At 72.5% G+C, this 24836-nt stretch carries 22 protein-coding genes; 15 read left to right on the top strand and 7 right to left on the bottom strand.

Translation table 11 applies throughout. From position 1 onward, the window contains the following. The first annotated feature begins 300 nt into the window (after positions 1–300). Positions 301–1269: a YafY family protein gene (locus ACIGW4_RS35830; RefSeq protein WP_123450838.1), complete on the top strand. Its 969-nt coding sequence runs from the start codon at positions 301–303 to the stop codon at positions 1267–1269. Here ACIGW4_RS35830 and ctaD read toward each other — a convergent pair. Continuing rightward, positions 1226–2920: a cytochrome c oxidase subunit I gene (ctaD, locus tag ACIGW4_RS35825; RefSeq protein WP_123450836.1), complete on the bottom strand. Its 1695-nt coding sequence runs from the start codon at positions 2918–2920 to the stop codon at positions 1226–1228. The two genes, ACIGW4_RS35830 and ctaD, sit on opposite strands and share 44 nt — an antisense overlap. A gap of 308 nt (positions 2921–3228) precedes the next feature. Here ctaD and ACIGW4_RS35820 point away from each other — a divergent pair, with 308 nt between their 5' ends. Next, positions 3229–3444, top strand: a complete 216-nt coding sequence (locus ACIGW4_RS35820; RefSeq protein WP_359589391.1) for an I78 family peptidase inhibitor — start codon at positions 3229–3231, stop codon at positions 3442–3444. An 81-nt stretch (positions 3445–3525) separates the two neighbouring features. Here ACIGW4_RS35820 and ACIGW4_RS35815 read toward each other — a convergent pair whose 3' ends face one another. Further along, positions 3526–4422 carry a phosphatase PAP2 family protein gene (locus ACIGW4_RS35815; RefSeq protein ID WP_123450834.1) on the bottom strand — a complete coding sequence of 299 codons (897 nt, stop codon included), beginning with the start codon at positions 4420–4422 and terminating at the stop codon, positions 3526–3528. A gap of 406 nt (positions 4423–4828) precedes the next feature. On the opposite strand from ACIGW4_RS35815, the gene ACIGW4_RS35810 reads away from it, so the two are divergent. Next, positions 4829–6730: an MFS transporter gene (locus ACIGW4_RS35810; RefSeq protein WP_399585732.1), complete on the top strand. Its 1902-nt coding sequence runs from the start codon at positions 4829–4831 to the stop codon at positions 6728–6730. 43 nt (positions 6731–6773) lie between these two features. On the opposite strand, the gene ACIGW4_RS35805 is transcribed toward ACIGW4_RS35810, so the two are convergent. Then, complete coding sequence (locus ACIGW4_RS35805) at positions 6774–7208, bottom strand: cell division protein SepF (RefSeq protein WP_123450830.1); 435 nt, start codon at positions 7206–7208, stop codon at positions 6774–6776. Positions 7209–7530: 322 nt separating this feature from the next. On the opposite strand from ACIGW4_RS35805, the gene ACIGW4_RS35800 reads away from it, so the two are divergent. After that, positions 7531–8886, top strand: a complete 1356-nt coding sequence (locus ACIGW4_RS35800; RefSeq protein ID WP_399585730.1) for a DUF5685 family protein — start codon at positions 7531–7533, stop codon at positions 8884–8886. A 37-nt stretch (positions 8887–8923) separates the two neighbouring features. Here the strand turns inward: ACIGW4_RS35800 and ACIGW4_RS35795 are convergent, their stop codons facing one another. After that, positions 8924–9889 carry a transporter substrate-binding domain-containing protein gene (locus ACIGW4_RS35795; RefSeq protein ID WP_399585728.1) on the bottom strand — a complete coding sequence of 322 codons (966 nt, stop codon included), beginning with the start codon at positions 9887–9889 and terminating at the stop codon, positions 8924–8926. Then, entirely contained in the window at positions 9886–10365 is a 480-nt protein-coding gene (locus tag ACIGW4_RS35790; protein ID WP_123450824.1) for a GNAT family N-acetyltransferase, read from the bottom strand. Before ACIGW4_RS35790 ends, ACIGW4_RS35795 begins: the two co-directional genes overlap by 4 nt. Positions 10366–10809: 444 nt before the next feature. On the opposite strand from ACIGW4_RS35790, the gene ACIGW4_RS35785 reads away from it, so the two are divergent. From ACIGW4_RS35785 to ACIGW4_RS35740, 10 genes are all read left to right on the top strand, one after another. Beyond that, a complete protein-coding gene (locus tag ACIGW4_RS35785; RefSeq protein ID WP_123450823.1) occupies positions 10810–11658 on the top strand; it encodes an amino acid ABC transporter permease in 849 nt (282 codons plus the stop codon). Further along, the gene (locus ACIGW4_RS35780; protein ID WP_123450821.1) at positions 11655–13460 is read left to right on the top strand and encodes an FAD/NAD(P)-binding domain-containing protein; all 1806 of its coding nucleotides are present in this window, start codon (positions 11655–11657) and stop codon (positions 13458–13460) included. The genes ACIGW4_RS35785 and ACIGW4_RS35780 overlap by 4 nt, the downstream gene beginning before the upstream one ends. 139 nt (positions 13461–13599) lie before the next feature. Then, a complete protein-coding gene (locus ACIGW4_RS35775; protein WP_123450819.1) occupies positions 13600–14484 on the top strand; it encodes an amino acid ABC transporter permease in 885 nt (294 codons plus the stop codon). Then, positions 14481–15269 (top strand): amino acid ABC transporter ATP-binding protein, encoded by a 789-nt coding sequence (locus ACIGW4_RS35770; protein WP_398710661.1) that lies wholly within the window; start codon positions 14481–14483, stop codon positions 15267–15269. Before ACIGW4_RS35775 ends, ACIGW4_RS35770 begins: the two co-directional genes overlap by 4 nt. Before the next feature lie 52 nt (positions 15270–15321). Next, complete coding sequence (locus tag ACIGW4_RS35765) at positions 15322–16296, top strand: ABC transporter substrate-binding protein (protein WP_123450815.1); 975 nt, start codon at positions 15322–15324, stop codon at positions 16294–16296. A 212-nt stretch (positions 16297–16508) separates the two neighbouring features. Further along, positions 16509–17525 (top strand): LLM class flavin-dependent oxidoreductase, encoded by a 1017-nt coding sequence (locus ACIGW4_RS35760; protein ID WP_399585723.1) that lies wholly within the window; start codon positions 16509–16511, stop codon positions 17523–17525. Beyond that, positions 17522–18832 carry an NtaA/DmoA family FMN-dependent monooxygenase gene (locus ACIGW4_RS35755; RefSeq protein ID WP_399585721.1) on the top strand — a complete coding sequence of 437 codons (1311 nt, stop codon included), beginning with the start codon at positions 17522–17524 and terminating at the stop codon, positions 18830–18832. The genes ACIGW4_RS35760 and ACIGW4_RS35755 overlap by 4 nt, the downstream gene beginning before the upstream one ends. Beyond that, a complete protein-coding gene (locus tag ACIGW4_RS35750) occupies positions 18829–19617 on the top strand; it encodes a DUF1684 domain-containing protein (protein ID WP_398710663.1) in 789 nt (262 codons plus the stop codon). Before ACIGW4_RS35755 ends, ACIGW4_RS35750 begins: the two co-directional genes overlap by 4 nt. 189 nt (positions 19618–19806) lie before the next feature. Then, positions 19807–20673 carry a S1 family peptidase gene (locus tag ACIGW4_RS35745; protein WP_398710664.1) on the top strand — a complete coding sequence of 289 codons (867 nt, stop codon included), beginning with the start codon at positions 19807–19809 and terminating at the stop codon, positions 20671–20673. A gap of 51 nt (positions 20674–20724) precedes the next feature. Beyond that, a complete protein-coding gene (locus tag ACIGW4_RS35740) occupies positions 20725–21609 on the top strand; it encodes a S1 family peptidase (RefSeq protein WP_123450805.1) in 885 nt (294 codons plus the stop codon). A 79-nt stretch (positions 21610–21688) separates the two neighbouring features. Here ACIGW4_RS35740 and ACIGW4_RS35735 read toward each other — a convergent pair whose 3' ends face one another. Next, the gene (locus tag ACIGW4_RS35735; RefSeq protein WP_123450803.1) at positions 21689–22726 is read right to left on the bottom strand and encodes an ABC transporter permease; all 1038 of its coding nucleotides are present in this window, start codon (positions 22724–22726) and stop codon (positions 21689–21691) included. Positions 22727–22973: 247 nt separating this feature from the next. Here ACIGW4_RS35735 and ACIGW4_RS35730 point away from each other — a divergent pair, with 247 nt between their 5' ends. Further along, positions 22974–23843 carry an esterase/lipase family protein gene (locus ACIGW4_RS35730; protein WP_398710665.1) on the top strand — a complete coding sequence of 290 codons (870 nt, stop codon included), beginning with the start codon at positions 22974–22976 and terminating at the stop codon, positions 23841–23843. Here the strand turns inward: ACIGW4_RS35730 and ACIGW4_RS35725 are convergent. After that, on the bottom strand, positions 23840–24814 hold the full coding sequence (locus ACIGW4_RS35725; RefSeq protein ID WP_399585716.1) for a lytic polysaccharide monooxygenase: 975 nt from the start codon (positions 24812–24814) through the stop codon (positions 23840–23842). The genes ACIGW4_RS35730 and ACIGW4_RS35725 overlap by 4 nt on opposite strands. Between the last annotated feature and the right edge of the window lie 22 nt (positions 24815–24836).

Here is a 24836-nt window from a genome sequence, read left to right as displayed (position 1 = left end):
TGCGGGTTCAGGCGCATGAGCCTCTGGCGCCGGCAGGGCGCGGGTCCGTTGTGCCCACCCGTTCCGCCCCAGCGGAACGACTGCCCACAACGGGGTGGGCACCGCTCCAGCGGGGCAACGCCCACAACGGGGTGGGCGGGGGCACCGCCCGGCGGGTGCGCCGGCAACGGGGTGGGCGGGGTGGGCATCGCCCCTGCGGGCGCCCGCAACAGGGTGGGCGTCGGCCCAGTGGAACGGTTGCCCGCAAGGACGGGTGGGCGGCGGGCCGGGGGGTTCGTGAGGGGTGGGAGACTCGGGGGCATGTTGGAGACCTCCGCCCGGCTGCTGCGGCTGCTTTCCCTGCTCCAGGCCCACCGCGAGTGGTCCGGCGCGGATCTCGCCGAGCGGCTCGGGGTGACGGCCCGCACCGTGCGGCGGGACGTCGACCGGTTGCGGGAGCTGGGTTACCCGGTGCACGCCAGCCCCGGCACGGGCGGCGGGTACCGGCTGGGGGCCGGTGCCGAGCTGCCGCCGCTGCTCCTCGACGACGAGGAGGCCGTCGCGGTCGCGGTCGGGCTGCGGTCCGCCGCCGGCCAGGGGGTGGAGGGGATCGGGGAGAGCTCCGTACGCGCCCTCGCGAAGCTGGAGCAGGTCCTGCCGGGCCGGCTGCGGCGCCGGATCGGGGCGCTCAACGCCTTCACGGTGCCCCTGCTGCGTACCCCGAGGGAACGGGTCGACCCGGCGGTCCTCACCGAGTTGGCCAACGCCTGCCGGGACGGCGAGCGGTTCCGTTTCGCCTACCGCGACCACGGCGGCACGGCCACCCGCAGGACCGTCGAGCCGCACCGCCTGGTGTGCACGGAGCGGCGCTGGTATCTGGTCGCCTGGGACCTGGACCGGGACGACTGGCGGACGTTCCGGGCCGACCGGATCGAGCCGGCCCCGCCGCACGGTCCCCGTTTCCCGCCCCGCGAGCCGCCCGCCGAGGATCTGGCGGCGTACGTGGCGAAGGGCGTGTCCGGCACCGCCTACGCGGCGGAGGCGACGGTCCGGCTGCTGGTGCCGCTCGCCGAGGCGGCCGCGGCCGTCGGCGCGCTGGACGGGGTCCTGACGGCGGACGGGGAGGACGCCTGTCTGCTGCGGGCGGGGGCGAACACCCTCGACGTGATGGTGTTCCACGTGGCGTTCATGGGCTTCGAGTTCGAGGTGGTGGAGCCGCCGGAGCTGGCGGAGTCGATCCGGGCGCTCAGGGACCGGCTGTCCCGGGCTCTCGATCGGTCGGAGGGCTGATCAGCAGCCGCTCGTACGCCGCGAACTCCGGGTGGTGGAGGTCGAAGGCGGGTGCCTCGGAGCGGATCCGGGGCACGGAGTCGAAGTTGTGCCGGGGCGGCGGGCAGGAGGTGGCCCATTCCAGGGAGCGGCCGTAGCCCCAGGGGTCGTCGACCTGGACCTTCTCTCCGTACCGCCAGGTCCGCCACACGTTGTAGAGGAACGGCAGCGTGGAGGCGCCGAGGAGGAAGGCGCCGATGGTGGACAGGGTGTTGAGCGTGGTGAAGCCGTCGGCCGCGAGGTAGTCGGCGTACCGGCGGGGCATGCCTTCCGCGCCGAGCCAGTGCTGCACCAGGAAGGTCAGGTGGAAGCCGGTGAAGAGGGTCCAGAAGTGGATCTTCCCGAGCCGTTCGTCGAGCATCCGGCCGGTGAACTTGGGCCACCAGAAGGAGAAGCCCGCGAAGGTCGCGAAGACGACCGTGCCGAAGACCGTGTAGTGGAAGTGGGCGACCACGAAGTACGAGTCGGTGACGTGGAAGTCCATCGGCGGCGAGGCGAGGATGACGCCGGTGAGCCCGCCGAAGAGGAAGGACACCAGGAAGCCGACGGACCAGAGCATCGGGGTCTCGAAGGAGAGCGAGCCGCGCAGCATCGTGCCGGTCCAGTTGAAGAACTTCACCCCGGTGGGCACCGCGATGAGGAACGAGAGCATCGAGAAGAACGGCAGCAGCACCGCGCCCGTGACGAACATGTGGTGGGCCCAGACCACCACGGAGAGTCCGGTGATCGTCATGGTGGCGGCGATCAGGGTCGTGTAACCGAAGATCGGCTTGCGGGCGAAGACGGGGATGATCTCGGTGATGATCCCGAAGAACGGCAGCGCGATGATGTAGACCTCGGGGTGGCCGAAGAACCAGAAGAGGTGCTGCCACAGGAGGGCCCCGCCGTTCTCGGGCTGGAAGACCACGGCGCCGAGGCGCCGGTCGGCCTCCAGGACGAGCAGCGCGGCCGCGAGGACGGGGAAGGCGACGATCACCAGGACCGCGGTGAAGAGGACGTTCCAGGTGAAGATCGGCATCCGGAACATGGTCATGCCGGGCGCCCGCATGCCGACGATGGTGGCGAGGAAGTTCACCGAGGCGAGGATCGTGCCGAAGCCGGAGAGCGCGAGGCCCATGATCCACAGGTCGATGCCGACGCCGGGGGAGCGTTCCAGGCTGTTGAGCGGGGCGTAGGCGGTCCAGCCGAAGGCGGCGGGGCCGGTCGGCGTGAGGAGGGAGCCGGCCACCATCAGGCCGCCGAAGAGGAACAGCCAGTACGAGAACATGTTCAGCCGCGGGAAGGCGACGTCGGGGGAGCCGATCTGCAGCGGCACCAGTTCGTTCGCGAAGCCGGCGAAGGTGGGCGTGGCGAAGAGCAGCAGCATGATCGTGCCGTGCAGGGTGAAGGCCTGGTTGTACTCGAGGTTCGAGACGAGCTGGAGGCCGGGGCGGGCCAGCTCGGCCCGCATCACCATCGCCATGAGCCCGGCGAGCAGGAAGAAGGCGAACGCGGTGGCCAGATAGAGGTGGCCGATCTTCTTGTGGTCGGTCGTGGTGAGCCAGTCGATCACGATGCGGCCGTGCCGCTGCCGGGCCGATTCGGTGGTCGCGGTCGCCGTCCCGTTCCCCATCGCCGTCTCCGCCTCGCCGTCGTCCCGGCTCCGTGTCCCCGGGCGTTCCGACAGCGTAAGCATTGTGTAAGGGAAGAGTGTGTGCCACGCGTGCGCGTCGCCGACGCAATTCGGGGAGACTCGCGTAAGAGGGGAATTGCCCGCGTCTTCTCCGCCCTTCCGAGCCCTTCGTGCGAACTGATGGGTAGCACCGCGAATTACTGGAGAAACGGCCGGAAACCTGCCCCGCGACCGGCGGTCGGAGAGGCCGAGCATATGTCGAGAACTTGTGACACAAGCGTGACCGCCGAGGGACTAACGTGAGGTTCATGTCACCCACATCGCGCACTCCCGAACCGCCTCGCGACGCTCCCGGGTCCTATGTGGGCCTCGATGCCGAAGGGGCCGAGCAGCTCGCCAGGACCCGCGGCTGGAGCGTCGTCCGCTCCCTGCCGCCCGGCTCGATCATCACCATGGAGTACCTGTCCGGGCGCCTCAACTTCGAGGTCGAGGACGGTGTCGTCACCCGCTGCTGGCACGGCTGAGGAGCCGGCGGGACTGTACGCGGAAGGGCCCCGGCCATCTCGGCCGGGGCCCTTCCGCGTACGGGGAGAAGGCGGTGCGGATCAGCCGCGGGTCACCGGGGTGCGCCGGCCGCCGGCCAGCCCCACGGGCTCCCGGACGGGCTCCCGCACCGGCTCCTCGGGCACGGGCGGGCGCGGCGGGAAGAACCCGGGGCGCGGGCCGCCGGAGGCCACGGGCAGCGAGGGCACGAGCCGGCGACGCTCCCGCAGCCGCTCCCGCACCCGGTCGCGCGCGGCGAGGATCCAGGCCTCCGCCACGGCCAGGACCGGCTCGCACCAGGGCAGCGCGAGCAGGACGAGGAGCCCGGCGGCCCAGCCGAGCAGCACGTCGCTCAGCCAGTGCGTGCCGAGGTAGACGGTGGTGAGGCCGACGCCGAGCGCCACCACCGCGGAGAGGGCCGACAGATAGCGCCGGGCCCTCGGGGTGGTCGCCAGGTAGGCGAGGATGCCCCAGGTCACGACCGCGTTGGCGGTGTGCCCCGAGGGGAATATGTCGCCTCCGGCGAAGAGCTCGGCGGAGCCGATCTGGGTCGCGTAGTGAGGTCCGAGGCGGCCGAGTCCGAGCTTGACCGCGCCCACCGAGACGTTGAGCAGCAGGAGGGCGGCGCCGAGGCACAGCAGGGGGCGCAGGGTGTGCTGGCGCCAGGAGCGCCAGCCCAGCCAGGCGGCCACCATGACGGCCGTGGGGCCGCGCTGGCCGAGGACGACGTAGTAGTCGAGGAAGCCGTGGATCTCGGGCCACTGCTGGTACGGCCGGAAGAGCATGATCTTCCAGTCGAGGGTCACCAGCCACGTCGACAGCAGGACGGCCACGACGATGGCGAGATAGAACGCCGACGTCCCGCCGAAGAGGGCGAGACGCGTGCGGGTCATCCGCGGGACCTCTATCTTCGGCGGTTCCGGCTCCCGGTCCAGCCGGGCAAAGATGTCGGTACGCACCCAATGGACGTTACAGGGAGTGAGAAGCAGACCCGGTCGTTCCGCCCCCTTCGTGATGACCATGTGATGTGGAGTAGGTCTCAGCGACCACTCCATTCCGGTCGTCCGTCGGGAAATCCGATGACCTTCCGCCCTATTCGCGCGAGGGGCGATTCCGGAAGTGTGTTTGAACGCTCGGGAATTCCCTCAAACAGACGTCCGTGTGGAATTCCATGCGACGCGCGGTCCGTGCCGAGTGGCGTACGCCACACCCCGAGCCCCGGCGAGGTGAGAGCTGCACCACGCGCTCGGGCCTTGAACTCGCGTACGCTGACGGCTCACTCGCCCGTCGATGCCGGGCCGCCCCAGGGGCATACGCCCTGGTCACAGCCCACCGAGCGCGAGAGCTTCACTGGGAGGTACGTACATGTCGCGGACGAACACGGCCCAAGGGCGATCGCGTTCCGCCGTCGACTCCGGCACCAATCGCTGGGTCGTCCTCGTCGTCCTCTGCGTCAGCCTTCTCCTGGTCGCCCTCGACGCGACCATCCTCCACGTCGCCGTCCCCTCGCTCACCGAGGACCTGCGCCCCAGCTCCACCGCGCTGCTCTGGATCGTCGACGCCTACCCCCTGGTCTGCGCCTCGCTGCTGATCCTCTTCGGCACCCTCGGCGACCGGGTCGGCAGACGGAGGGTGCTCCTCCTCGGCTACGCGCTCTTCGGCATCGCCTCGGCGGTCGCCGCGCTCGCCACCGCGCCCGCGGTCCTCATCGGGGCCCGCGCGCTGCTCGGCGTCGGCGGCGCCATGATCATGCCCGCCACGCTCTCCATCCTCCGGACGGTCTTCCCCGACCGGAGGGAGCGCGCCACCGCGATCGGCGTCTGGACCGCCACCGCCGCGATCGGGGCCGCCACCGGACCGGTGCTCGGCGGCTTCCTCGTCGAGAACTACTGGTGGGGCTCCGTCTTCCTCATCAACATCCCGCTGATGGCGCTGATCCTCCCGCTCGGCCGCCGTCTCCTGCCCGAGTCCCGGGGCGCCGCCGACGGCCCCTGGGACGTGCTCGGCGCGCTCATGGCCGCGGCCGGCGTGCTCGGCTGCGTCCTCGGCGTCAAGCGCGCCGGGGCCGGCGACCCGCTGCTCGCCCTGCCGACCGCCGGGCCGCTGCTGCTCGGCGCCGCGCTCCTCGTCCTCTTCGTACGGCGGCAGAAGCGGCGCCCGTACCCGCTGATCGACCTGCGGCTCTTCTCCCGGGCCGCCTTCACCACCTCGGTCGGCTGCATCGTCATCGGGATGCTGGCCCTGGTCGGCCTGGAGCTCATCGCCGTCCAGTACCTCCAGCTGGTCCTCGGCCTCAGCCCCCTGGAGACCGGGCTCCGGCTCCTCCCGCTGACCTTCGCCGCCATGGCCGCCGGCGCCACCGGCTCGTACACCCTGCGCCGGATCGGGCCGCGCCGGATGGTCGGCTGGGGCTTCCTGCTCACCGCCGCCGCGGTGCTGCTGCTGACGCTCATGGGACAGCACGACCGGCCGCTGCTGCTCACGGTCGGGTTCGTACTGCTCGGCTTCGGCCTGCAGACCACGCTCTTCTCGGCGTACGAGTCGATGCTCAGCGAGGCGCCGCAGCGGAGCGCGGGCGGGGCGGCCGCGATCGGCGAGACCTCGTACCAGCTCGGCGCGGGCATGGGCATCGCCCTGCTCGGCAGCGTGATGAACGCCGCGTACACCCCCGGGCTCTCCTCGGTGCCCGGCGTGCCCGGGGAGGCGAGCCGGGCCGCCGCGAACTCGCTCGGGGAGGCCTACAAGGTCGCCGAGCAGCTCGGCGGCACGGCGGGGGAGGCCCTGCACCAGGCCGCCCGCCACTCCTTCGTGCACGGCCTGCACGTCACGCTCTTCGTGAGCGCCGGGCTGCTGCTCGTGGGGGCGCTGATGGCCCGGCGGCTGCCGCGGATCATGGAGTGTCCGGTGGATCCGGAGGAGGCCTTCGACGCCCGGGAGGCCCGGGGCGCGCTCGCGGCCCAGGGGGGACCGGAGGGGGCCGTGGAGCCGGAGCCGGCCGGGACCGGGGTGGCGGCGGGGACGCCGGGAGCGCCGTCCGCCGACCCGGCGGAGTGGTCCGGTTCGTCGGGGGCGCCCGGTGCTCCGGGGCGGGCGGGGACGTCAGGAGCGCCCGCCGTGTCGGAGCGGGCGGCGTCGTCGGGGGTGCCCGCGCCGTCGGGGCGGGGCGAGCGGGCGGAGCCGGTCGGTTCCCCGGAGGAGGGAGAGCCGCGGGTGCCCGCGACCCGGGAAGCGATCGAGCCCGCCGGATCGGGGCGCCCGGCGCACTGACCCGACCACGTCGGGAGGCGCCAGGACCGGCCGGCGGGCCCGCTCAGCTCTGGTTGAAGAAACCGTCCTGCCGGCGCCGGCCCGTCTCACCGGTGACGATCTGGGTGTCGGCGGGGGTCAGCAGGAAGACCCGCGTCGCCACGCGTTCGATCGAGCCGCGCAGACCGAAGGCGAGCCCGGCGGCGAAGTCGACGACGCGCTTGGCGTCGTTCGGCTCCATCGCGGTCAGGTTCACGATCACCGGAACCCCGTCCCGGAAGAGCTCGCCGATGCCCCGGGCGTCCCGGAAGCCGTCCGGGGAGACGGTGGCGATCCGACGGCCCCGCTCTTCGGCGGTGTCCGTGGCCACCCGGACCCGGGGGTCCGTCACCCAGGCGTCGCCGCCCTCGGCACCGTCGGCGTACTCGTCGTCGTAGTAACGCTCGTCGTTGTCCTCGACGAGTCCCAGCCAGGCACTCGCCTTGCGCACCGATCCCATGGACGCCTCCTTTCAGCGCGGTCACTTGTGGTTCCGCATTCCCTATCGTCGTCCATCATGCGGATCGCGCGCCAAGTGGATAGGCGCCGCGCAGAGGATTCGTGACGGTACTGGTGCAGAACGTGAGGGCCGTTTCCTGGCGATTCGTCAGGAAACTTGCGGTATGGGGCCCCTGATGGAGGGCCATGTAGCTGAAAATATGAAAGTCGTGCCACAAGGGTGACGATGGGCGCGTACGGGTGAACGGACCCACTCGCTACGATGCCGCGGGGCCGCGCGGCGGACCTCCGCACGCCGCGGCCCACGACTCACGGGGGAGTCCTTGTTCGGAATCGTCAGACCCTGCACCCATCGCCTCACCGACGGTCTCAAGACCGAGTGGATGGCCCACCTCTGCGGCCTCTGCCTGGCGCTCCGCGCCGACCACGGGCAGTTCGCCCGGATCGTCACCAACTACGACGGGCTCATCGTCTCCGTCCTGACGGAGGCTCAGACCGGCGTGACCGAGGCGGGCCGCCGCACGGCCGGGCCCTGCGCGCTGCGCGCCATGCGCACCGCCCCCGTCGCACGCGGTGAGGGGGCCAGGCTCGCCGCCGCCGTCTCGCTCGTCCTCGCCTCGGCGAAGGTCCGGGACCACGTCGCCGACAGGGACGGCCTGTTGGCCCGCCGCCCCGTCGCCGCCGCGGCCCGCCGCGTCGCCCGCTCCTGGGACAGGGCCGGCGCCAGGACCGGCCGGGACCTCGGCTTCGACACCGCCGTCCTCGTCGACGCCGTCGACCGCCAGACCGGCATCGAGGCCCTCGCGGGCCCCGGCACCTCCCTGCTCGCCGTCACCGAGCCGACCGAGACGGCGACCGCCGCCGCCTTCGCGCACACCGCCGTCCTCGCGGGACGGCCGGGGAACGCGGCGCCGCTCGCCGAGGCGGGCCGCCTCTTCGGCCGCCTCGCCCACCTCCTCGACGCCGTCGAGGACCAGGCCGCCGACGCCGAGACCGGCGCGTGGAACCCGCTCACCGCCACCGGCACCTCCCGCGCGGAGGCCCGCCGGCTCGCCGACGACGCCCTCCACGGCATCCGTCTCGCGCTGAAGGACGCCGAGTTCGCCGACGGCAGGCTCGTCCACGTCCTGCTCGCCCACGAGCTGCGCACCTCGGTCGACCGCGCCTTCGGCACGACCGGTTGCTCGCACGGAGCGGGGGGCGTGCGGGCCGCCCACGGCCCGGTGCCGGGGAACCCGTACGGGGGGCAGCCCCCCGGCCCGTACGGCGCGCAGAACCCCTACGGCGCGCAGAACCCGTACGGGGCGCAGAACCCCTACGGGGGCGGGAACCCGTACGGGGGCGGCGGAAGCCCGTACGGCGGTGGCGGAAACCCCTACGGGGGCGGCCCCATGGGCCCGGGCGGTCCCGGAGGCCCGGGCGGTCCCGGCGGACCCGGCGGTCTGCCGCCGCAGTTCGGCGGCGGCGCGCCCCAGGCGCCCAAGCCCCGCGGCTTCCTCGCCGGGTGCGCCATGTTCACCTGGCTCTTCTGCACCTGCCAGATCTGCTGCGCCAAGAAGTACGAGGGCCCCTGGTCCCGCAAGAAGCGCGAGGGCTGCTGCCGGGACTGCGACTGCGGAGACGGCGGCTGCGGCGGCTGTGACGGTTGCGACTGCTGCTGCCCCTGCGACGGCTGCTGACGCTCCGTCGGACACCCTCCGCCCGGGACCCGCGCCGTCACTTCTTCGGCGCGGGGATCTCCGGCGGCGAGATCCGCGACTTCTCGATCCCCGAGGCCGTCACCCCCCACTTCTTCAGGATCCGGTCGTACGTCCCGTCGGCCTTCAGACCGTTCACCGCGGCCTGGAAGGCCGGCGCGAGCGGGGTGCCCTTCTTGAAGGCGAAGCCGACGTCCAGGCGCCGGTACTCGTTGAGGAACTTCAGGTTCTTCTGCTGCGTCACCGCGTACCGCACACCGTTGATCGTGTTCATCACGACATCGCTGCGGCCCTGCTGGAGCGACATCCAGATCGCCCCGGTCTCGCTGTAGACGTTCACCTGGTACGCCGGCTTCCCGGCCCGCGCGCACCGGTCCTTGTTCTTCTCCAGGGTCCGTTCGAAGGTGGTGCCGGCGTTCACGGCCACCTTCAGACCGCACAGCTGGGTGAGGTCGGTGACCGCCTTCAGGGTGCTGTCCGCCCGGGCGGCGAAGCCCTGCCCGTCGTTGATGTACGTCACGAAGTCGATGGTCCTGCGCCGCTCCTCGGTCACCCCGAAGTTCCCCGTGCCGACGTCGTACTTGCCGCTGCCGAGGGCCGGCAGGATCGCCTCGAAGCCGACCACCTCGCGCTTCAGCTCCAGACCGAGGGCCTTCGCCACGGCGGCCGAGAAGTCGGCGTCCACGCCCACGACGGTCCTGCCGTCCGGCAGATAGGCCGAGCTGGGCGGGGTCGCCACCGAGGAGGCGAGCGCCAGGCTGCCGCGCTGCCGCACGTCGGCGGGGAGCAGCTTCGCCGCCGCCTCGTTCTTCTTCACCCCCGCCACCACGTCCTCGGTCGGGAGCGCGCCCTGCGCTCCCGACGCCCCGGCCGGGGCGGTCGCGGGCTCGCCGCCCGAGCAGGCGGTGAGGCCGAGCGCGGCCGCGGTGATCAGGGCGAAGACGAGGGTGGTGCGTGCGGTGCCGGAACTCGTGCGCGTACTCATGGCTTCGGGTTCTCCAGGGATTTCTCGAACGGCAGCGGGCCGATCGACTCGGGATCGGCGGACACGTCGAACAGCGGGCGGTAGCCGCTCGCCAGGTAGAGGCCCTTGGCCTCGGGCTGGCGCGGCCCCGTCGTCAGGTAGATGCGGGAGTAGCCGCGGTCGGCGGCCTCCCGTTCGAGCACGGTGAGGACCCGGCGGGCGAGGCCGCGCCTGCGGTGCGCCGAGTGCGTCCAGATCCGCTTCAGTTCGGCGGTCCTGTCGTCGTAGCGGCGGAAGGCGCCGCCCGCCACGGGCCTGCCCCGCTCCAGGAGGAGCAGGAAGGCACCGTGCGGCGGGGCGAACTCCGCCGCCGGGTAGTGGTGCAGATCGTGCGCGGAGCCGTAGCGGGTCGTGTACTCGTACGCCAGCTCGTCGAGGAGCGGGCGCGCCAGGGGGTCGGTGGTCGTGGTCCGGTGCACGGACAACGCGAAGGTCATGACGGTCCTTCAGGACGAAGGAGAAGAAAGGAAGGAGGGCAACGCGGGCAGGGCGAAGGAAAGGAAGGGAACGCAGGGCGGGGCGAGGGGAGGGGAGAGCTCAGGCGCTCACGAGGGGCCTGGGTGTGAAGGCGCCGCGGAGGACAGCACGCGGGCGGGGAGGAGCAGAGGGTCGGCTCAACAGGAAGAGGACCACACGCGACCGAAGTCGATGTGGGAGCGCGTGACCAGCTGCTGCGGATGCATGGCCCCAGTGGAACAGGCATCCGGTCCCGCGTCAACCACGATGAGACGTGCGGCTCACAGTGCGGACGCCCTTGACAACGGGCCGTGTCGACCGCATAGCCTCGAAGGGCGGATCGGGCTGAGGGGCCCGGATCCGCGGCTCAGCGCGTGTGAAGGCGCACCCCGTGTTCGATCCTCTGGCATCCACGGAGCCCTCGCATGTCCGCGACCCTCGTCAAAACCCCTTCCACGGCCCCGCCGGCCGAACCGCCCCCGCGCGTCGTCCCCGCCCGCCGCACCGGCCAGTGGACCGCGGCCGCCGCCGTCCTCGTCCTGCTCGCGCTCGCCCTCGTCTCGGTCGTCCGCAACAAGGCCTTCCAATGGGACGTCGTCGCCGAGTACTTCACCTCCGCGTCCGTCCTGCGCGGCCTCGGTCTCACCCTGTGGCTGACCGCCCTCGTCATGGCCCTCGGCTTCGTCCTCGGCACCCTGCTCGCCGTCCTCAGGCTCTCCGCCAACCCCGTGCTCCGAGCTGTCAGTTGGGGCTACATCTGGTTCTTCAGGTCCACCCCGATCCTGGTCCAGCTGCTCTTCTGGTTCAACATCGGCGTGCTCTACCCGCAGATCCTCGGCGTCAACACGGTCAACCTCCTCGGCCCCGTCGCCGTCGCCGTCATCGGCCTCACCCTGCACGAGGCCGCCTATGCCGCCGAGGTCGTCCGCGGCGGCATCCTCTCCGTCGACCGGGGCCAGATCGAGGCCGCCCACTCCCTCGGCCTCGGCCGGTGGCGCCGGCTCACCCGGATCGTGCTGCCGCAGGCCATGCGCGCCATCGTCCCGCCCGCCGGGAACATGCTGATCGGCACCCTCAAGGGCACCTCGATCGTCTCCGTCATCGCCGTCCAGGACCTGCTCTACTCGACCCAGCTCGTCTACCACCGCACGTACGAGATCATCCCGCTGCTGCTCGTCGCCACGCTCTGGTACGTCGCCGTCACCTCGGTCCTCGGCGTCGGCCAGTACTACGTCGAGCGGCACTACGCCCGCGGAACGGCCGGTGCGCGATGAGCCCGCGCCGCTCCCTCGTGATCGTGGGCGCCGGGCCGCGGGGGACCGGCTTCCTCGAACGGCTCGCCGCCAACCTGCCCGAGTTGTACGGCGACGAGCCCCTCGACGTCCACCTCGTCGACCCGCACCCGCCGGGCCCCGGCCGCATCTGGCGCACCGCGCAGTCCCCGCTGCTCTGGATGAACTCCCAGGCCGAGGACGTCACGATGTTCACCGACGAGACCGTCGCGCTCGACGGGCCCGTCCGCCCCGGACCCACCCTCGCCGAATGGGCCGGCCTCGACGGCCGCACCTTCCCCACCCGCCCCCAGCAGGGCGCCTATCTGCGCTGGGTGTACGAGCGGGCCCGCGACGCCCTGCCCGCCTCCGTCACCGTCCACGAGCACCGCACCACCGCCCTGCGGATCGGCGGTCCCCGCGACGGACGCCAGCGGGTCTGGCTGGAGGGCACCGCGGTCCCCCTCCTCGCCGACCTCGTCGTCCTCACCGTCGGCCACCTCGACGCCGAACCCGACGAGGAGCAGCGGCGGCTCGCCGACTTCGCCGCCCGCCACCGGCTCCTCCACCTCCCGCCCGACTTCACCGCCGACGCCGACCTCGCCGCCCTCCCCGCCGGAGAACCCGTCCTCGTCCGCGGTTTCGGCCTCGCCTTCGTCGACCTGATGGTGCTGCTCACCGAGGGCCGCGGCGGACGGTACGAGGACGACGGCGACGAACTCGTGTACGTGCCCTCCGGCAAGGAGCCGGTGCTGCACGTCGGATCCCGCCGGGGCGTCCCGTACCACTCGAAGATCGGCTACGTCCTCGACGGCGAACGCCCCCCGCTGCCCCGCTACTTCGGCACCGAGCAGACCGACGCCCTGCTCCGGCGCACCGGGCCGATCGACTTCCGGCGCGACGTGTGGCCGCTCATCGACAAGGAGCTCGGCTGGGCCCACTACCACCGGCTCTTCTCCACCCACCCCGAGCGGACCGCGCTCGCCTGGAGCGACTTCGAGCGGGCCTATGACGAGGCGCCGCCCCGCGGGGCCGACATCGCCGCGCTCGTCGCCGCCGCCGTCCCCGACCCCGCCGACCGGCTCGACCTCGACGCCCTCGACCACCCCCTGGACGGCCTCCGCTACGACTCCGCCGAAGCCCTCCAGCAGGGCCTGCGCGACTACGTCACCGAGGACCTGACCCGCCGCCACGACCCCGCCCACAGCCCCGACGCCGCCGTCTTCGCCGGCCTGCTCTCCGTCTACGGCCAGCTCCTGCGCCTCGGCAAGCGCCTGGACCCCGGCGCCTGGTGGCACGGCTTCTTCAGCTACCTCGCCTCCGGGCCGCCCGGCCCCCGCCTGCGGCAGCTCCTCGCCCTCTCCCGCGCCGGCGTCGTCCGCTTCCTCGGTCCGCGGGTCACCGTCGAGACCGACGAGGAACGCGGCCTCTTCCGGGCCGGATCCCCCGCCGTACCGGGCGAGTGGACCGAGGCCCGCGCCCTCGTCGAGGCCCGCATCCCCGACCCCACCCTGGAGCTCACCGGCAGCCCCCTGCTCCGCGCCCTGTACGAGGAGGGGACCCGCGCCACCCCCGGCGGCCTCCTCGTCGTCGACCCCGTCGACGGCCGGATCCTGGAGCACGACGGACGCCCGCACCCGCGCCGCTTCGCCCTCGGGCCGCACACCACCGCCCGCACCGGCAGCGCCTTCACCCGGCCCCGTACCGGCGGGGTCGCCTTCGGGCAGAACGACGTCACCGCGCGGGCCGTCCTGACCTTTCTGCGTGACCGGGAGTGTCGGCTTCCCGTCCCGCTGAGCGCCTGATCCGCGCCTCCCTCGCCGTCTGCCGAGCGCCTGATCCGCGCCCCCTTCTCCGCCCGACTTCTCCCGCCTGTCTTCTCCGCCTGTCGAGCGCCTGAGCCGCGCTCCTCCGTCGTCCCTGCCCCGTTCCCGAGGAACCGCCATGTCTCTCACCAGCGATCCGCCCGTCACGAAGGGCCCGGTCGCCGCGTCGTCCGCGCCCGCCGAGCTCGTGGTCGTCCCGGTCCGTCACCCCTGGCGCTGGGCGGCCGTCGTCGCCACCGCCGTGCTGCTCGTCCAGTTCGTCCACGGGCTCGTCACCAACCCCGGCTGGGAATGGGACGTCTTCGCCGCCTTCTTCACCACCGAGACGATCCTCCGCGCCGTCTGGGTCACCCTCCAACTCACCTTCTACGGCACCGCGCTCGGCTTCGCGATCGGCATCCTGCTCGCCTTCATGCGCCTGTCCGCCAGCCCGTTCCTGCGGTCGGTCGCCTTCGGCTACATCTGGGCCTTCCGCTCCATCCCGCTCATCGTCCAGCTCCTCTTCTGGTTCAACCTCGCCTACCTCTACAAGGAGCTGAGCATCGGCATCCCCTTCGGGCCGGGCTTCGTCTCCTTCGACACGACGGGCCTCGTCGGCGAGATGGGCGCCGCCGTCCTCGGCCTCGCCCTGCACCAGGCGGCCTACGCGGCGGAGATCGTCCGCGGCGGCGTGCTCGCCGTGGACGAGGGCCAGTCGGAGGCGGCCGCCGCCCTCGGCATCCCCAGGCTCCGGCAGGTGCGGCGGATCGTGCTGCCGCAGGCGATGCGCTCGATCCTCCCCAACGCCGCCAACGAGATCATCTCGCTCTTCAAGGGCACCTCGATCGTCTCCGTCATGGCGATCGGCGAACTCTTCTACCAGGTCCAGGTCGTCTACGGCCGCAACGGCCGCGTCGTCCCGCTCCTGATGGTCGCCACCGCCTGGTACGTCCTGCTCACCACCGCGCTCTCCGTCGTCCAGCACTACGTCGAACGCCACTACGCGAAGGGGAGCGCCCGATGAGCTCCGTCACCGCCACCGCCACCGAGACCGCCAAGGTCGAGATCCGTTCCGTCCACAAGCGCTTCGGCTCCCTCCACGTCCTGCGCGGCATCGACCTCGACGTCCGGGCCGGCGAGGTCACCGTCGTCCTCGGCCCCTCGGGCTCCGGCAAGTCCACCCTGCTGCGCACCATCAACCACCTGGAGAAGGTCGACAGCGGCACGGTCGGCGTGGACGGCGTCCTCGTCGGCTACCGCCGCTCCGGGAACAAGCTCTACGAGCTGCGCGAGCGCGAGATCCTCAAGCAGCGCACCCGGATCGGCTTCGTCTTCCAGAACTTCCACCTCTTCCCGCACCTCACCGTCCTGGAGAACATCGTCGAGGCGCCCGTCTCGGCCCTGAAGCGCCCCCGCAAGGACGCCGAGGCCGCCGCCCGGAAGCTGCTCGAACGGGTGGGTCTCGCCGACAAGGCGGAGGCGTACCCCAAGCAGCTCTCCGGCGGTCAGCAGCAGCGCGTCGCCATCGCCCGCGCGCTCGCCCTGGAGCCGAGCCTGCTGCTCTTCGACGAGCCGACCTCCGCGCTCGACCCCGAACTCGTCGGCGAGGTCCTCGACGTCATCAAGGACCTGGCCGCCTCCGGCACCACCATGATCGTCGTCACCCACGAGATCGGCTTCGCCCGCGAGGTCGCCGACACCGTGGTCTTCATGGACGAGGGCCGGATCGTCGAGCAGGGCTCGCCGGCCGAGGTGCTCGACAATCCGCGCCACGAGCGGACCCGTGCCTTCCTCTCCAAGGTCCTTTGAACCTCTTTCCCCGGTCCTCTTTTCTCTCTCTCACGTAACAGGAGTTGCCGTCATGAAGACCCGTCGCGCCGTCCTCACCGCCCTCGCCTCGCTCACCGCCCTCGGGCTCCTCACCGCCTGCGGCTCGGGCGACGCCGCCGTCGGCGAGATCAAGCCGGAGGGACAGAAGGACACCGGCATCAACGTGTCCCCGAACCAGAACCGCGTCCACACCGCCAAGGTCGACGCGATCGCCGCCAAGCTGCCCGCGGCCGTCCGCGAGAGAGGCACCCTGGTCCTCGGCGTCTCCGCCAAGAGCAATCCGCCGCTCGCCTTCCGCGCCACCGACGACACGACGCTGATCGGCGTCGAGGTCGACCTCGCCACCCTGGTCGCCGACACCCTCGGCCTGAAGCCCGAGTTCAACGCGGTCTCCTGGGAGAACCTCTTCGTCGGCCTGGACAGCGGCAAGTACGACGGCGTCTTCTCCAACGTCACCGTCACCGAGGAGCGCAAGGACAAGTACGACTTCGCCACCTACCGCCTCGACGACCTCGCCTTCGAGGCGAAGAAGGGGTCCGGCTGGACGGTGAAGGGCCCCGAGGACGTCTCGGGCAAGCGGATCGCCGTCGGCAGCGGCACCAACCAGGAGAAGATCCTCGTCGACTGGTCCCGGCAGAACGAGAAGGCCGGGCGCAAGGGCGTCGACATCAAGTACTACGACAACACGACCGACTACTACCTCGCCCTTCAGTCCGGTCGGATCGACGGCTACCTCGGGCCCAACCCCACCGTCGCCTACCACGTGGCCTCCGCCGGACAGACCGAGGCCGTCGGCAAGTTCTCCGGGGCGGGCGCCGGACTCCAGGGCAAGATCGCAGCCACCACGAAGAAGGACAGCGGCCTGGTCGCCGCCTACGCGGCCGCGATCGACCACATCGTCGAGAACGGCACCTACGCGCAGGTCCTCAAGCGGTGGGGGCTGAGCAACGAGGCCGTGCGGAAGTCGGAGATCAACCCGCCCGGCCTGCCCCGCACCAAGAACTGACCCGCCGCGCGCCGGCCGGGGGCGGGGCCCGGTGTTCCGCCGGGGCCGTGGCCTTCGCGGGGGAGGTGGTGTCCGGACCGCGTCCCACCGCGCTTCGCGCGAGTTCGAGACGCTTTCACGTCCGGACACCACCCCCCCCGCTCCGACCCCACCCCCCTCCCGCCGTCGCCGTTCCACGGACCCGTTCCGCGCCACGTATCGAGAGAGACCGCATGACCAGCACCCGACCGCTCCACCTCGCCGCCGAGCTCGCCGCGGGCTCCGGCCGGGCCGGGCCGGAGACCGCCGCCCGTACCGCCGCGCTCGCCCGGATCGCCGAGGCCGCCGCGCTCGACTTCCTCACCCACGACGACTCCTTCGGCGGGCCCGGCCTCGACGCGCTCGCCGTCCTCGCCCGGATCGCCCCCGAGACCCGCTCCGTCGGCCTCGTGCCGACCGTCACCACCACCCACACCGAGCCCTTCCACGTCCAGGCCGCCGTCGCCACCCTCGACTGGGTGAGCCGGGGCCGGGCGGGCTGGCGCATCGCCGTCTCCCCGACCGGGGCCGAGGCCCGGCTCGTCGGCCGTCGCCCGGCGCCGCCCGTCGCCGAGCTCTGGCAGGAGGCGGGCGAGGTCGCCGAGGTGTCCCGGAAGCTGTGGGACAGCTGGGAGGACGACGCCGAGATACGGGACGTGGCGACCGGACGGTTCGTCGACCGCCGCAAGCTGCACCACGTCGATTTCCAGGGCGCGACCTTCTCGGTCAGAGGGCCCTCGATCGTGCCCCGGCCCCCGCAGGGCCATCCGGTGACCGTCGTCGACGCCACCCGCCCGGCCGCCCGGGACACCGCGGCCCACCACGCCGACGTGGCCCTGATCAGGGCCACCTCCGCCGAGGAGGCCGCCGCCCTCCGCGCCGAACTGCACCAGGGGGCCCGCGCCCACGGCCGGGATCCCGGGCAGCTGCGCGTCCTGCTCTCGCTGACCGTCGACCTCGACGCGTACGAGGGCGGGGCCGGGGCGCTCGCCGAGCTGATCGCCGGCTGGCACGGGGGCGGGGCGGTCGACGGCTTCCATCTCGTGCCGGTCGTGCCCGAGCGGGATCTGGAGCGGTTCGCTTCGGAGACCGTGGCCCGGCTCAGGGAGCGGGGGCTGTTCCGTACGGACTACGAGGGGACCACCCTCCGCGACCACCTGGGGCTCGCCCGGCCGGTCAGCCAGTACGCGGCGGCGGGGGCGTCCGCATGAGCCGGGGCAGGAAGCAGATCCATCTCGCCGCGCACTTCCCCGGCGTCAACTCGACGACCGTATGGGCCGATCCGCGCTCCGGTTCGCAGATCGACTTCTCCTCCTTCGAGCACCTCGCGAGGACCGCGGAGCGCGGGCTCTTCGACTTCTTCTTCCTCGCCGAGGGGCTGCGGCTGCGCGAGCACGCGGGGCGCATCCACGACCTGGACGTCGTCGGCAGGCCCGAGTCGATCACCGTCCTGAACGCGCTCGCGGCCGTCACCGACCGGCTCGGTCTCGCCGCCACGGTGAACGCCACCTTCAACGAGCCGTACGAGCTGGCCCGGCGGCTCGCCTCGCTCGACCACCTCAGCGCGGGCCGGGCCGCCTGGAACGTGGTCACCTCGTCCGACGCCTTCACCGGCGAGAACTTCCGGCGCGGTGGTTATCTGGACCGCGCCGATCGGTATGCGCGTGCGGCCGAGTTCCTCGGCGTGGTGCGGGAGTTGTGGGATTCCTGGCCCCCGGGCGGCGAGCCGAGGTCCTTCGCGCACAGCGGGCCGCAGTTCCGGATCGAGGGCGAGTTCCCCGTGCCGCGCTCCCCGCAGGGGCAGCCGGTCGTCATCCAGGCCGGGGACTCCGCCGAGGGGCGGGAGTTCGCGGCCTCCGCCGCCGACGTGGTCTTCACGCGGCATTCGACGTTGGAGGCCGGCCGGGAGTTCTACGCCGACGTCAAGGGCCGGCTCACCCGCTACGGGAGGGGCCCCGGCGACCTGAAGATCATGCCGGGGGTGACGTACGTCCTCGGTGACAGCGACGCCGACGCGCAGGAGCGGGCCGCCGAGATCCGGCTGCAGCAGGTCTCCCCGCAGAACGCGATCCTCGCCCTCGAACGGATCTGGGGCCGTGACCTCTCCGGCTACGACCCCGACGGTCCGCTTCCGGACATCGACCCCGACCCGGACTCGACGCTCGTGCAGGGCCGGGTACGGGTCGCCGACCCGGTCGGGGTGGCGAGGAAGTGGCGGGCGCTGTCCGAGGCGAAGGGGCTGTCGATCCGTCAGACGGTCGTCGAGACGACGGGCCGGCAGTCCTTCGTGGGCTCCCCGGCGACGGTCGCGGCGGCCCTGGAGGAGTTCGTCGCCGCGGACGCGGCCGACGGCTTCATCCTCGTCCCGCACCTGACCCCCGGCGGCCTCGACGACTTCGTCGACCAGGTCGTTCCGCTGCTCCAGGAGCGCGGTGTCTTCCGCACGGAGTACACGGGCACCACGCTGCGCTCGCACCTCGGCCTCGCCGATCCGGCAGGGAAGGGCGGCACACCATGAGCACGGATCCACAGCAGGACTGGCAGCACTGGCACGAGCGGCGCGAGGCCGCGGTCGCCTCCTCGTACGGCCCGCTCTCCCTCACCGGCACCCACTGGCTCGCGGACTTCCCCGAGGGACGCATTCCGGCCATTCCCGGTGAGTGGCGGGAGGACGGCGACGAGGTGGTCCTGACGGCGGGCGCCGAGGACGGGCTCACCGTCGACGGCAAGCCCTTCGCCGGCACGGTCCGGCTCACCGCCGACCACGGTCCGATCCACGAGTCCCGGGTCGAGTCGGCGGGCCGGCGGCTCGTGGTGCTGCGCCGCGAAGGACTCTGGGCCGTACGGGACTTCGACCCGGACTCGGAGGCGCGCCGCGCCTTCCGGGGCATCGAGGCCACCCCGTACGACGAGCGCTGGGTGGTGCCCGGGGTGTTCCGTCCGTACGGGGAGACGCGCAGCGTACGGGTGGAGAACGCGGACGGCCGGGAGCGCGGCCTCGGTCTCTCCGGGGAGCTGTCCTTCGAACTGCACGGCGGCGAGCACGTCCTCCAGGTGGCCGTCGAGGACGACGGCACCCTGTGGGCGGTCTTCGCGGACGCCACCGGCGGCCGGGACAGCTACCGCTTCCGTTTCCTGCGGCCCGAGGCCCCGGCGGCGGACGGCTCGGTGACGGTCGACTTCAACCGGACGCTGCTGCCGCCGTGCGCCTTCGCGGACCACTTCATCTGCCCCTTCCCGCCGCCCGGGAACACCCTCGACACCGCCGTGCCGGCGGGGGAGCGGCGGCTGCGCCCGGCCTGAGCAGGGCCTTTCCCCCAGTGGTGGTGCCCCCGGCCGGGACGGTCGGGGGCACCCGTCCGTGCGGCGGTCTTGTGCGTCCGCTCCGGGAGGGCCACTATCACTGGCGGCGCATGTCAGGAACACGTCACCTGATGGTGCCTCACGGGCCTGCCACCCACGGGCCCCTCCGCTTTTCCCAGAAGGAGAACAGTGAGGAGCACAGTGAGGAACACCCGCACCCGCCTGCTCGCCGTCGCCGCCGGCCTCGCCGCCGCCGGCGCCCTCGGCCTCCCCAGCGCCCAGGCCGCCCCCGCGCCCGGCCCCGCCGGAGCCGCCCAGCTCGCCCGCGCCGAGTCCGCCGTCGACGCCGCCGGGGTCGGCGGCACCGCCTGGTACGTGGACAGAGCCTCGGGCCGGGTCGTCGTCACCGCCGACTCCACCGTCACCGCCGCCGGACTCGCCAAGATCCAGCGCCAGGCCGGCGCCGACGCCGGAGCCCTCCGCATCCAGCGCACCCCCGGCGTCTTCAAGCCGCTGCTCGCCGCCGGAGACGCCATCTACGGCGGCGGATACCGCTGCTCGCTCGGCTTCAACGTGCGCAGCGGCTCCACCTACTACTTCCTGACCGCCGGCCACTGCGGCAACGTCGCCAACACCTGGTACACCAACTCCGCGCAGTCGACCCCGATCGGCGCCACCGTCGGCTCCAGCTTCCCGGGCAACGACTACGCCCTGGTCCGCTACGACAACACCTCGCTCTCCCACACCGGCGGCTTCACCGCGGCCGACGCCTACGTGGGGGAGTCCGTCAAGCGCTCCGGCTCCACCACCGGCACCCGCAGCGGCACCGTCACCGGCCTCAACGCCACCGTCCACTACTCCAGCGGCGGCACGGTGAAGGGCCTGATCCAGACCGACGTCTGCGCCGAGCCCGGCGACTCGGGCGGCGCGATGTACGACGGCACCAAGGCGCTCGGCCTCACCTCCGGCGGCAGCGGCAACTGCTCCACCGGCGGCACCACCTTCTTCCAGCCGGTGCCGGAGGCGCTCGCCAAGTACAACGTCAGTCTCTTCTGACCCCACCCGCACGGCCCGTTCATCGAACCCCCACCCAGGAGGAACGCGACCATGCACACCACCCCCACGAAGAAGTTCCGGCTGCTCGCCCTCACCGCCGGCCTCGTCGCCGCCGCCGCGACGCTCGGCGTCCCCACCGCCAGCGCCGACCCGGCCCAGACGTTCAGCGCCACCCAGCTCTCCGCCGCCAGCGACGCCGTCCTCGCCGCCGACGTGGCCGGCACCGCCTGGCGCGTCGACACCGCCACCGGCAAGGTCGTCGTCACCGCCGACTCCACCGTCTCCCAGGCCGAGATCGCCAAGATCAAGCACCGGGCCGGCGCCAACGCGGGCGCGCTGCGCATCGAGCGCACCCCCGGCACGTTCAACAAGCTGATCTCCGGCGGCGACGCCATCTACGCGAGCAGCTGGCGCTGCTCGCTCGGCTTCAACGTCAAGGACAGCGCGGGGAACTACTACTTCCTCACCGCCGGCCACTGCACCGACGGCGCGGGCACCTGGTGGTCCAACTCCTCGCACACCACCGTGCTCGGCTCCACGGCCGGATCGAGCTTCCCGACCAACGACTACGGCATCGTGCGCTACACCAACACCTCGGTGACCAAGTCCGGCACGGTGGGCAGCGTCGACATCACCAGCGCCGCCAACGCCACCGTCGGCATGTCCGTCACCCGCCGCGGCTCCACCACCGGCATCCACAGCGGCACGGTGACCGGCCTGAACGCCACCGTGAACTACGGCGGCGGCGACATCGTCTACGGCATGATCCAGACCAACGTCTGCGCCGAGCCCGGCGACTCCGGCGGCCCGCTCTACTCGGGCAGCCGGGCGATCGGCCTCACCTCGGGCGGCAGCGGCAATTGCTCCTCGGGCGGTACCACCTTCTTCCAGCCCGTGACGGAGGCGCTGAGCGCGTACGGCGTGAACGTCTTCTGACCCCGTCCCCCGAAGGTCCCTCCGGCCGCCGACGTCGGCCGGAGGGACCGCTCCGTTCCGGGCCCTCCGGCTCCGCGGCCTACCGGCGGACCTCGCCCACCTCCGCGGCGACCGGAACCGGCTCCGGCTTCCACCTCACCGAGGACATCACCAGCGTGACGGCCGCGCCGACGATCGCCCAGACCGACAGGACCACCATCGAGGCGGTCATGCCGTTGCCCTTGAAGTACGCGATCGAGCGCGCCGCCCAGGTGCCCGCGCCCGGCGGCAGGTACGGGCCGATCGCCCGCCAGAACGGCGGCAGCATCGGCAGCGGGAAGGCGCCGCCCGCGCTCGGGTTGCCCGCGATCACGATGAGCAGGATCGCCAGGCCGATGCCGACGATCCCGAACACCGCCTGCAGGGCGAGGGTGGCGGCTCCCACCGCGAAGACCACCAGGGTGCCCAGGCCCCACAGGGCCGCGACGCTGCCGGGCAGGGCGCCGAGGACCGGGCCGACGATGATCGCGCCGCCGAGACCGCCGAGGGCCGAGTAGAGCGCCAGGACCCCGAGGCGGATGATCGCGCGCTCCCGGTTGGCGGGCCGGGAGCCCGCGCTGATCGCCAGGATCGCGGCGCAGATGTAGCCGCCGACGCACCAGCCGATGACCAGGTAGAAGGCGGAGAGCCCGTTGAAGTCCTGGGAGGAGGCGGGGGCCACGTCGACGGTCCGCACGCGGCGCTGGTCGGCCGCCTCCAGTTTCGTGATCATCGCCTCCAGGGTCGCGGAGAGCACCTTGCCTCCGCCGGAGGCGACGAGCAGGGTGTCGGTGCGGCCCCGCGGGTCGACGATCAGGGCCCCGTCGATGTCCCGGTTCAGGACCTGGTCCCTGGCCTCGGCCTCGTTCGCGACCGCGCGCGGGTCGAGGGGATCGCCGGGCAGCTGCGCCAGCCGTTCCGTCAGGGCGGGGGAGAGCTGCTGGGGGGCGACGACGCCGAAGGGGACGTCCGTGGGCTTCGGACTGTGCAGGGCACCGACGTACGAGGTGATGAACAGGAGTTGCAGGGCGAAGACGCCGACGACGAGCAGGGCGGCTCGGGGGGTGACGGCGCTTTTCAGTTCATCGACGAGACTCATGCCCCCACGCTCCGGGCCCCGGGGCCTTCCCGCAGGCGGGTGGGGGCCGAATGGCCGAACGGGCCCGCTTGCGCGTCACCCGGCGGCTCCGCCGACCGCCTGACGACGGCACAGGACTTTTTACCGACGCGTAACTTCCCGTCGAGGCTACCCGTGCGTAGCTTGGCTGGAGAGCATCCCCACTTGTGGTCCGGACCGCAGGGCACAGCACCCCCACCTTCCCCTTGAGCCGCAAGGAGATCGCCCGATGCTGCCCCCGAAGTCCTGGAAGCGCGCCGTCAGAGCGCTGTCCGTGCTCCTCCTGACCGCCGCCGCCACCCTCGCCCCCACCGCCGCCGCCCAGGCCGCCACCGCCCCCAGCCGTGGCTGGAACGACTTCTCCTGCAAGCCGTCCGCCGCGCACCCCCGCCCCGTCGTCCTCGTCCACGGCACCTTCGGGAACTCCTGGGACAACTGGCTCACCCTCGCGCCCTACCTGGTCGACCGGGGCTACTGCGTCTTCTCCCTCGACTACGGCCAACTGCCGGGCGTCCCCCTCTTCAACGGGCTCGGCCCCATCGCCGCGTCCGCCGGACAGCTCGACACCTACGTCGACCGTGTCCTCGCCGCCACCGGCGCGCCCGAGGCCGACCTCGTCGGACACTCGCAGGGCGGCATGATGCCCCGCTGGTACCTCAAGTTCCTCGGCGGGGCCGAGAAGGTGAACACGCTCGTCGGCATCGCCCCCGACAACCACGGCACCACCCTGCTCGGCCTCACCAAGCTCCTGCCGTACTTCCCCGGGGCCGAGGACGTCATCAGCTCCACCACCCCCGGCCTCGCCGACCAGATCGCCGGCTCGGCCTTCATCACCAAGCTCAACGAGGGCGGCGACACCGTCCCCGGCGTCCGCTACCACGTCATCGCGACCCAGTACGACGAGGTCGTCACGCCGTACCGCTCCCAGTTCCTGACCGGACCGAACGTCACCAACGTCCTCATCCAGGACAAGTGCGCGCTCGACCTCTCCGAGCACGTGGCGATCGGCACGGTGGACCGGGTCGCCTTCCACGAGGTGGCCAACGCCCTCGACCCGGCCCACGCGACCCCGACCACCTGCCTCTCGGTGGTCGGCTAGCCGCGGACCCGGCGCCGCCGGGCCGTTCCGAAGAGCACCGCCGCACCGAGCGCGAGCACGGCGGCGCCACCGACCGCGAGGTACGGGGTGGTGGCGCCGCCGCCCGTCTCCGCCAGTTGTGTGCCGGAGCCCGAACCGGCGGCGGGGGCGGGCGCGCCGGTCACGGGCGCGTCGGGCGCGGGAGCCGTGGCCGCCGGGACGTCGGTCGCGGCGGCAGCCGGCGCGGTCGTCCCGTGCCCGCCGTGCGCCCCGTGTTCCACCGAGGACTCGTCCGCACCGGCCTCGATCTGCTCGTCGGTGGGCGCGGAGGCGCTCGGCGCGGGGGCCGTACCGCCGTCGTCCGCCCCGAACACCACGTCCGAGCAGGTGTAGAACGCCTCGGGGGAGTCGGAGCGCTGCCAGATCGAGTAGATGAGATGGCGACCGGACCTCTTCGGCACGTTCCCCCGGAACACGTAGTCGCCGTCCCGCATCCCCGGGTCGGTCACCGTCACGAAGGGCTCGTCCTCCAGGTCCGACCACTTCAGCGGCTTCGACGGGTCGTACCCGTCCTTCGTCACGTACAGAGCGAAGGAGCCCCTGTGCGGGGCGGTCCCCTTGTACCGGAAGGTGTGCGCCCCGGACTTCATGCCGCTCGCCGGCCAGTCGGCCCGCGCCAGATCGAGCCCCCGGTACTTGTCGTTCCCCGCGCTGCACAGCTTCCCGTCCGGGATCGACTCCCGGTGATGGTCGGCAGCGTCGGCGATGTTCACCCCGTTCCAGTCGTAGAACGCCTGCGGCCCGCTCGCCGCCACGGCCGCCTTGCAGGCCGCCGACTTCGGCGCCTCGGGCCCCTCCGCGTAACAGGCCGCGACCCGGCTCACGGGGTCGGTCATCGAACCGTGCGCGAAGACTTCCGGCGCACCGGCGAACCCGGCCAGGAACAGCGCGGAGGTGAGGGCGGCGGCCGTCGTCGTACGGCGAGAGGTCATGGGGGGACAACTCCTTCACGGG

Source organism: Streptomyces sp. NPDC053513 (genome assembly GCF_044544765.1).
GTDB lineage: Bacteria > Actinomycetota > Actinomycetes > Streptomycetales > Streptomycetaceae > Streptomyces > Streptomyces litmocidini.
Note: the sequence above shows the minus strand (reverse complement) of the source record. Positions and strands in the feature narration are given on the sequence as shown.

Coding starts and splice junctions, on each gene's coding strand:
- ACIGW4_RS35830 (WP_123450838.1), top strand. CDS start 301: ATGTTGGAGACCTCCGCCCGGCTGCTGCGGCTGCTTTCCCTGCTCCAG.
- ctaD (WP_123450836.1), bottom strand. CDS start 2,920: ATGGGGAACGGGACGGCGACCGCGACCACCGAATCGGCCCGGCAGCGG.
- ACIGW4_RS35820 (WP_359589391.1), top strand. CDS start 3,229: ATGTCACCCACATCGCGCACTCCCGAACCGCCTCGCGACGCTCCCGGG.
- ACIGW4_RS35810 (WP_399585732.1), top strand. CDS start 4,829: ATGTCGCGGACGAACACGGCCCAAGGGCGATCGCGTTCCGCCGTCGAC.
- ACIGW4_RS35805 (WP_123450830.1), bottom strand. CDS start 7,208: ATGGGATCGGTGCGCAAGGCGAGTGCCTGGCTGGGACTCGTCGAGGAC.
- ACIGW4_RS35795 (WP_399585728.1), bottom strand. CDS start 9,889: ATGAGTACGCGCACGAGTTCCGGCACCGCACGCACCACCCTCGTCTTC.
- ACIGW4_RS35790 (WP_123450824.1), bottom strand. CDS start 10,365: ATGACCTTCGCGTTGTCCGTGCACCGGACCACGACCACCGACCCCCTG.
- ACIGW4_RS35785 (WP_123450823.1), top strand. CDS start 10,810: ATGTCCGCGACCCTCGTCAAAACCCCTTCCACGGCCCCGCCGGCCGAA.
- ACIGW4_RS35780 (WP_123450821.1), top strand. CDS start 11,655: ATGAGCCCGCGCCGCTCCCTCGTGATCGTGGGCGCCGGGCCGCGGGGG.
- ACIGW4_RS35775 (WP_123450819.1), top strand. CDS start 13,600: ATGTCTCTCACCAGCGATCCGCCCGTCACGAAGGGCCCGGTCGCCGCG.
- ACIGW4_RS35770 (WP_398710661.1), top strand. CDS start 14,481: ATGAGCTCCGTCACCGCCACCGCCACCGAGACCGCCAAGGTCGAGATC.
- ACIGW4_RS35765 (WP_123450815.1), top strand. CDS start 15,322: ATGAAGACCCGTCGCGCCGTCCTCACCGCCCTCGCCTCGCTCACCGCC.
- ACIGW4_RS35760 (WP_399585723.1), top strand. CDS start 16,509: ATGACCAGCACCCGACCGCTCCACCTCGCCGCCGAGCTCGCCGCGGGC.
- ACIGW4_RS35755 (WP_399585721.1), top strand. CDS start 17,522: ATGAGCCGGGGCAGGAAGCAGATCCATCTCGCCGCGCACTTCCCCGGC.
- ACIGW4_RS35750 (WP_398710663.1), top strand. CDS start 18,829: ATGAGCACGGATCCACAGCAGGACTGGCAGCACTGGCACGAGCGGCGC.
- ACIGW4_RS35740 (WP_123450805.1), top strand. CDS start 20,725: ATGCACACCACCCCCACGAAGAAGTTCCGGCTGCTCGCCCTCACCGCC.
- ACIGW4_RS35735 (WP_123450803.1), bottom strand. CDS start 22,726: ATGAGTCTCGTCGATGAACTGAAAAGCGCCGTCACCCCCCGAGCCGCC.
- ACIGW4_RS35730 (WP_398710665.1), top strand. CDS start 22,974: ATGCTGCCCCCGAAGTCCTGGAAGCGCGCCGTCAGAGCGCTGTCCGTG.
- ACIGW4_RS35725 (WP_399585716.1), bottom strand. CDS start 24,814: ATGACCTCTCGCCGTACGACGACGGCCGCCGCCCTCACCTCCGCGCTG.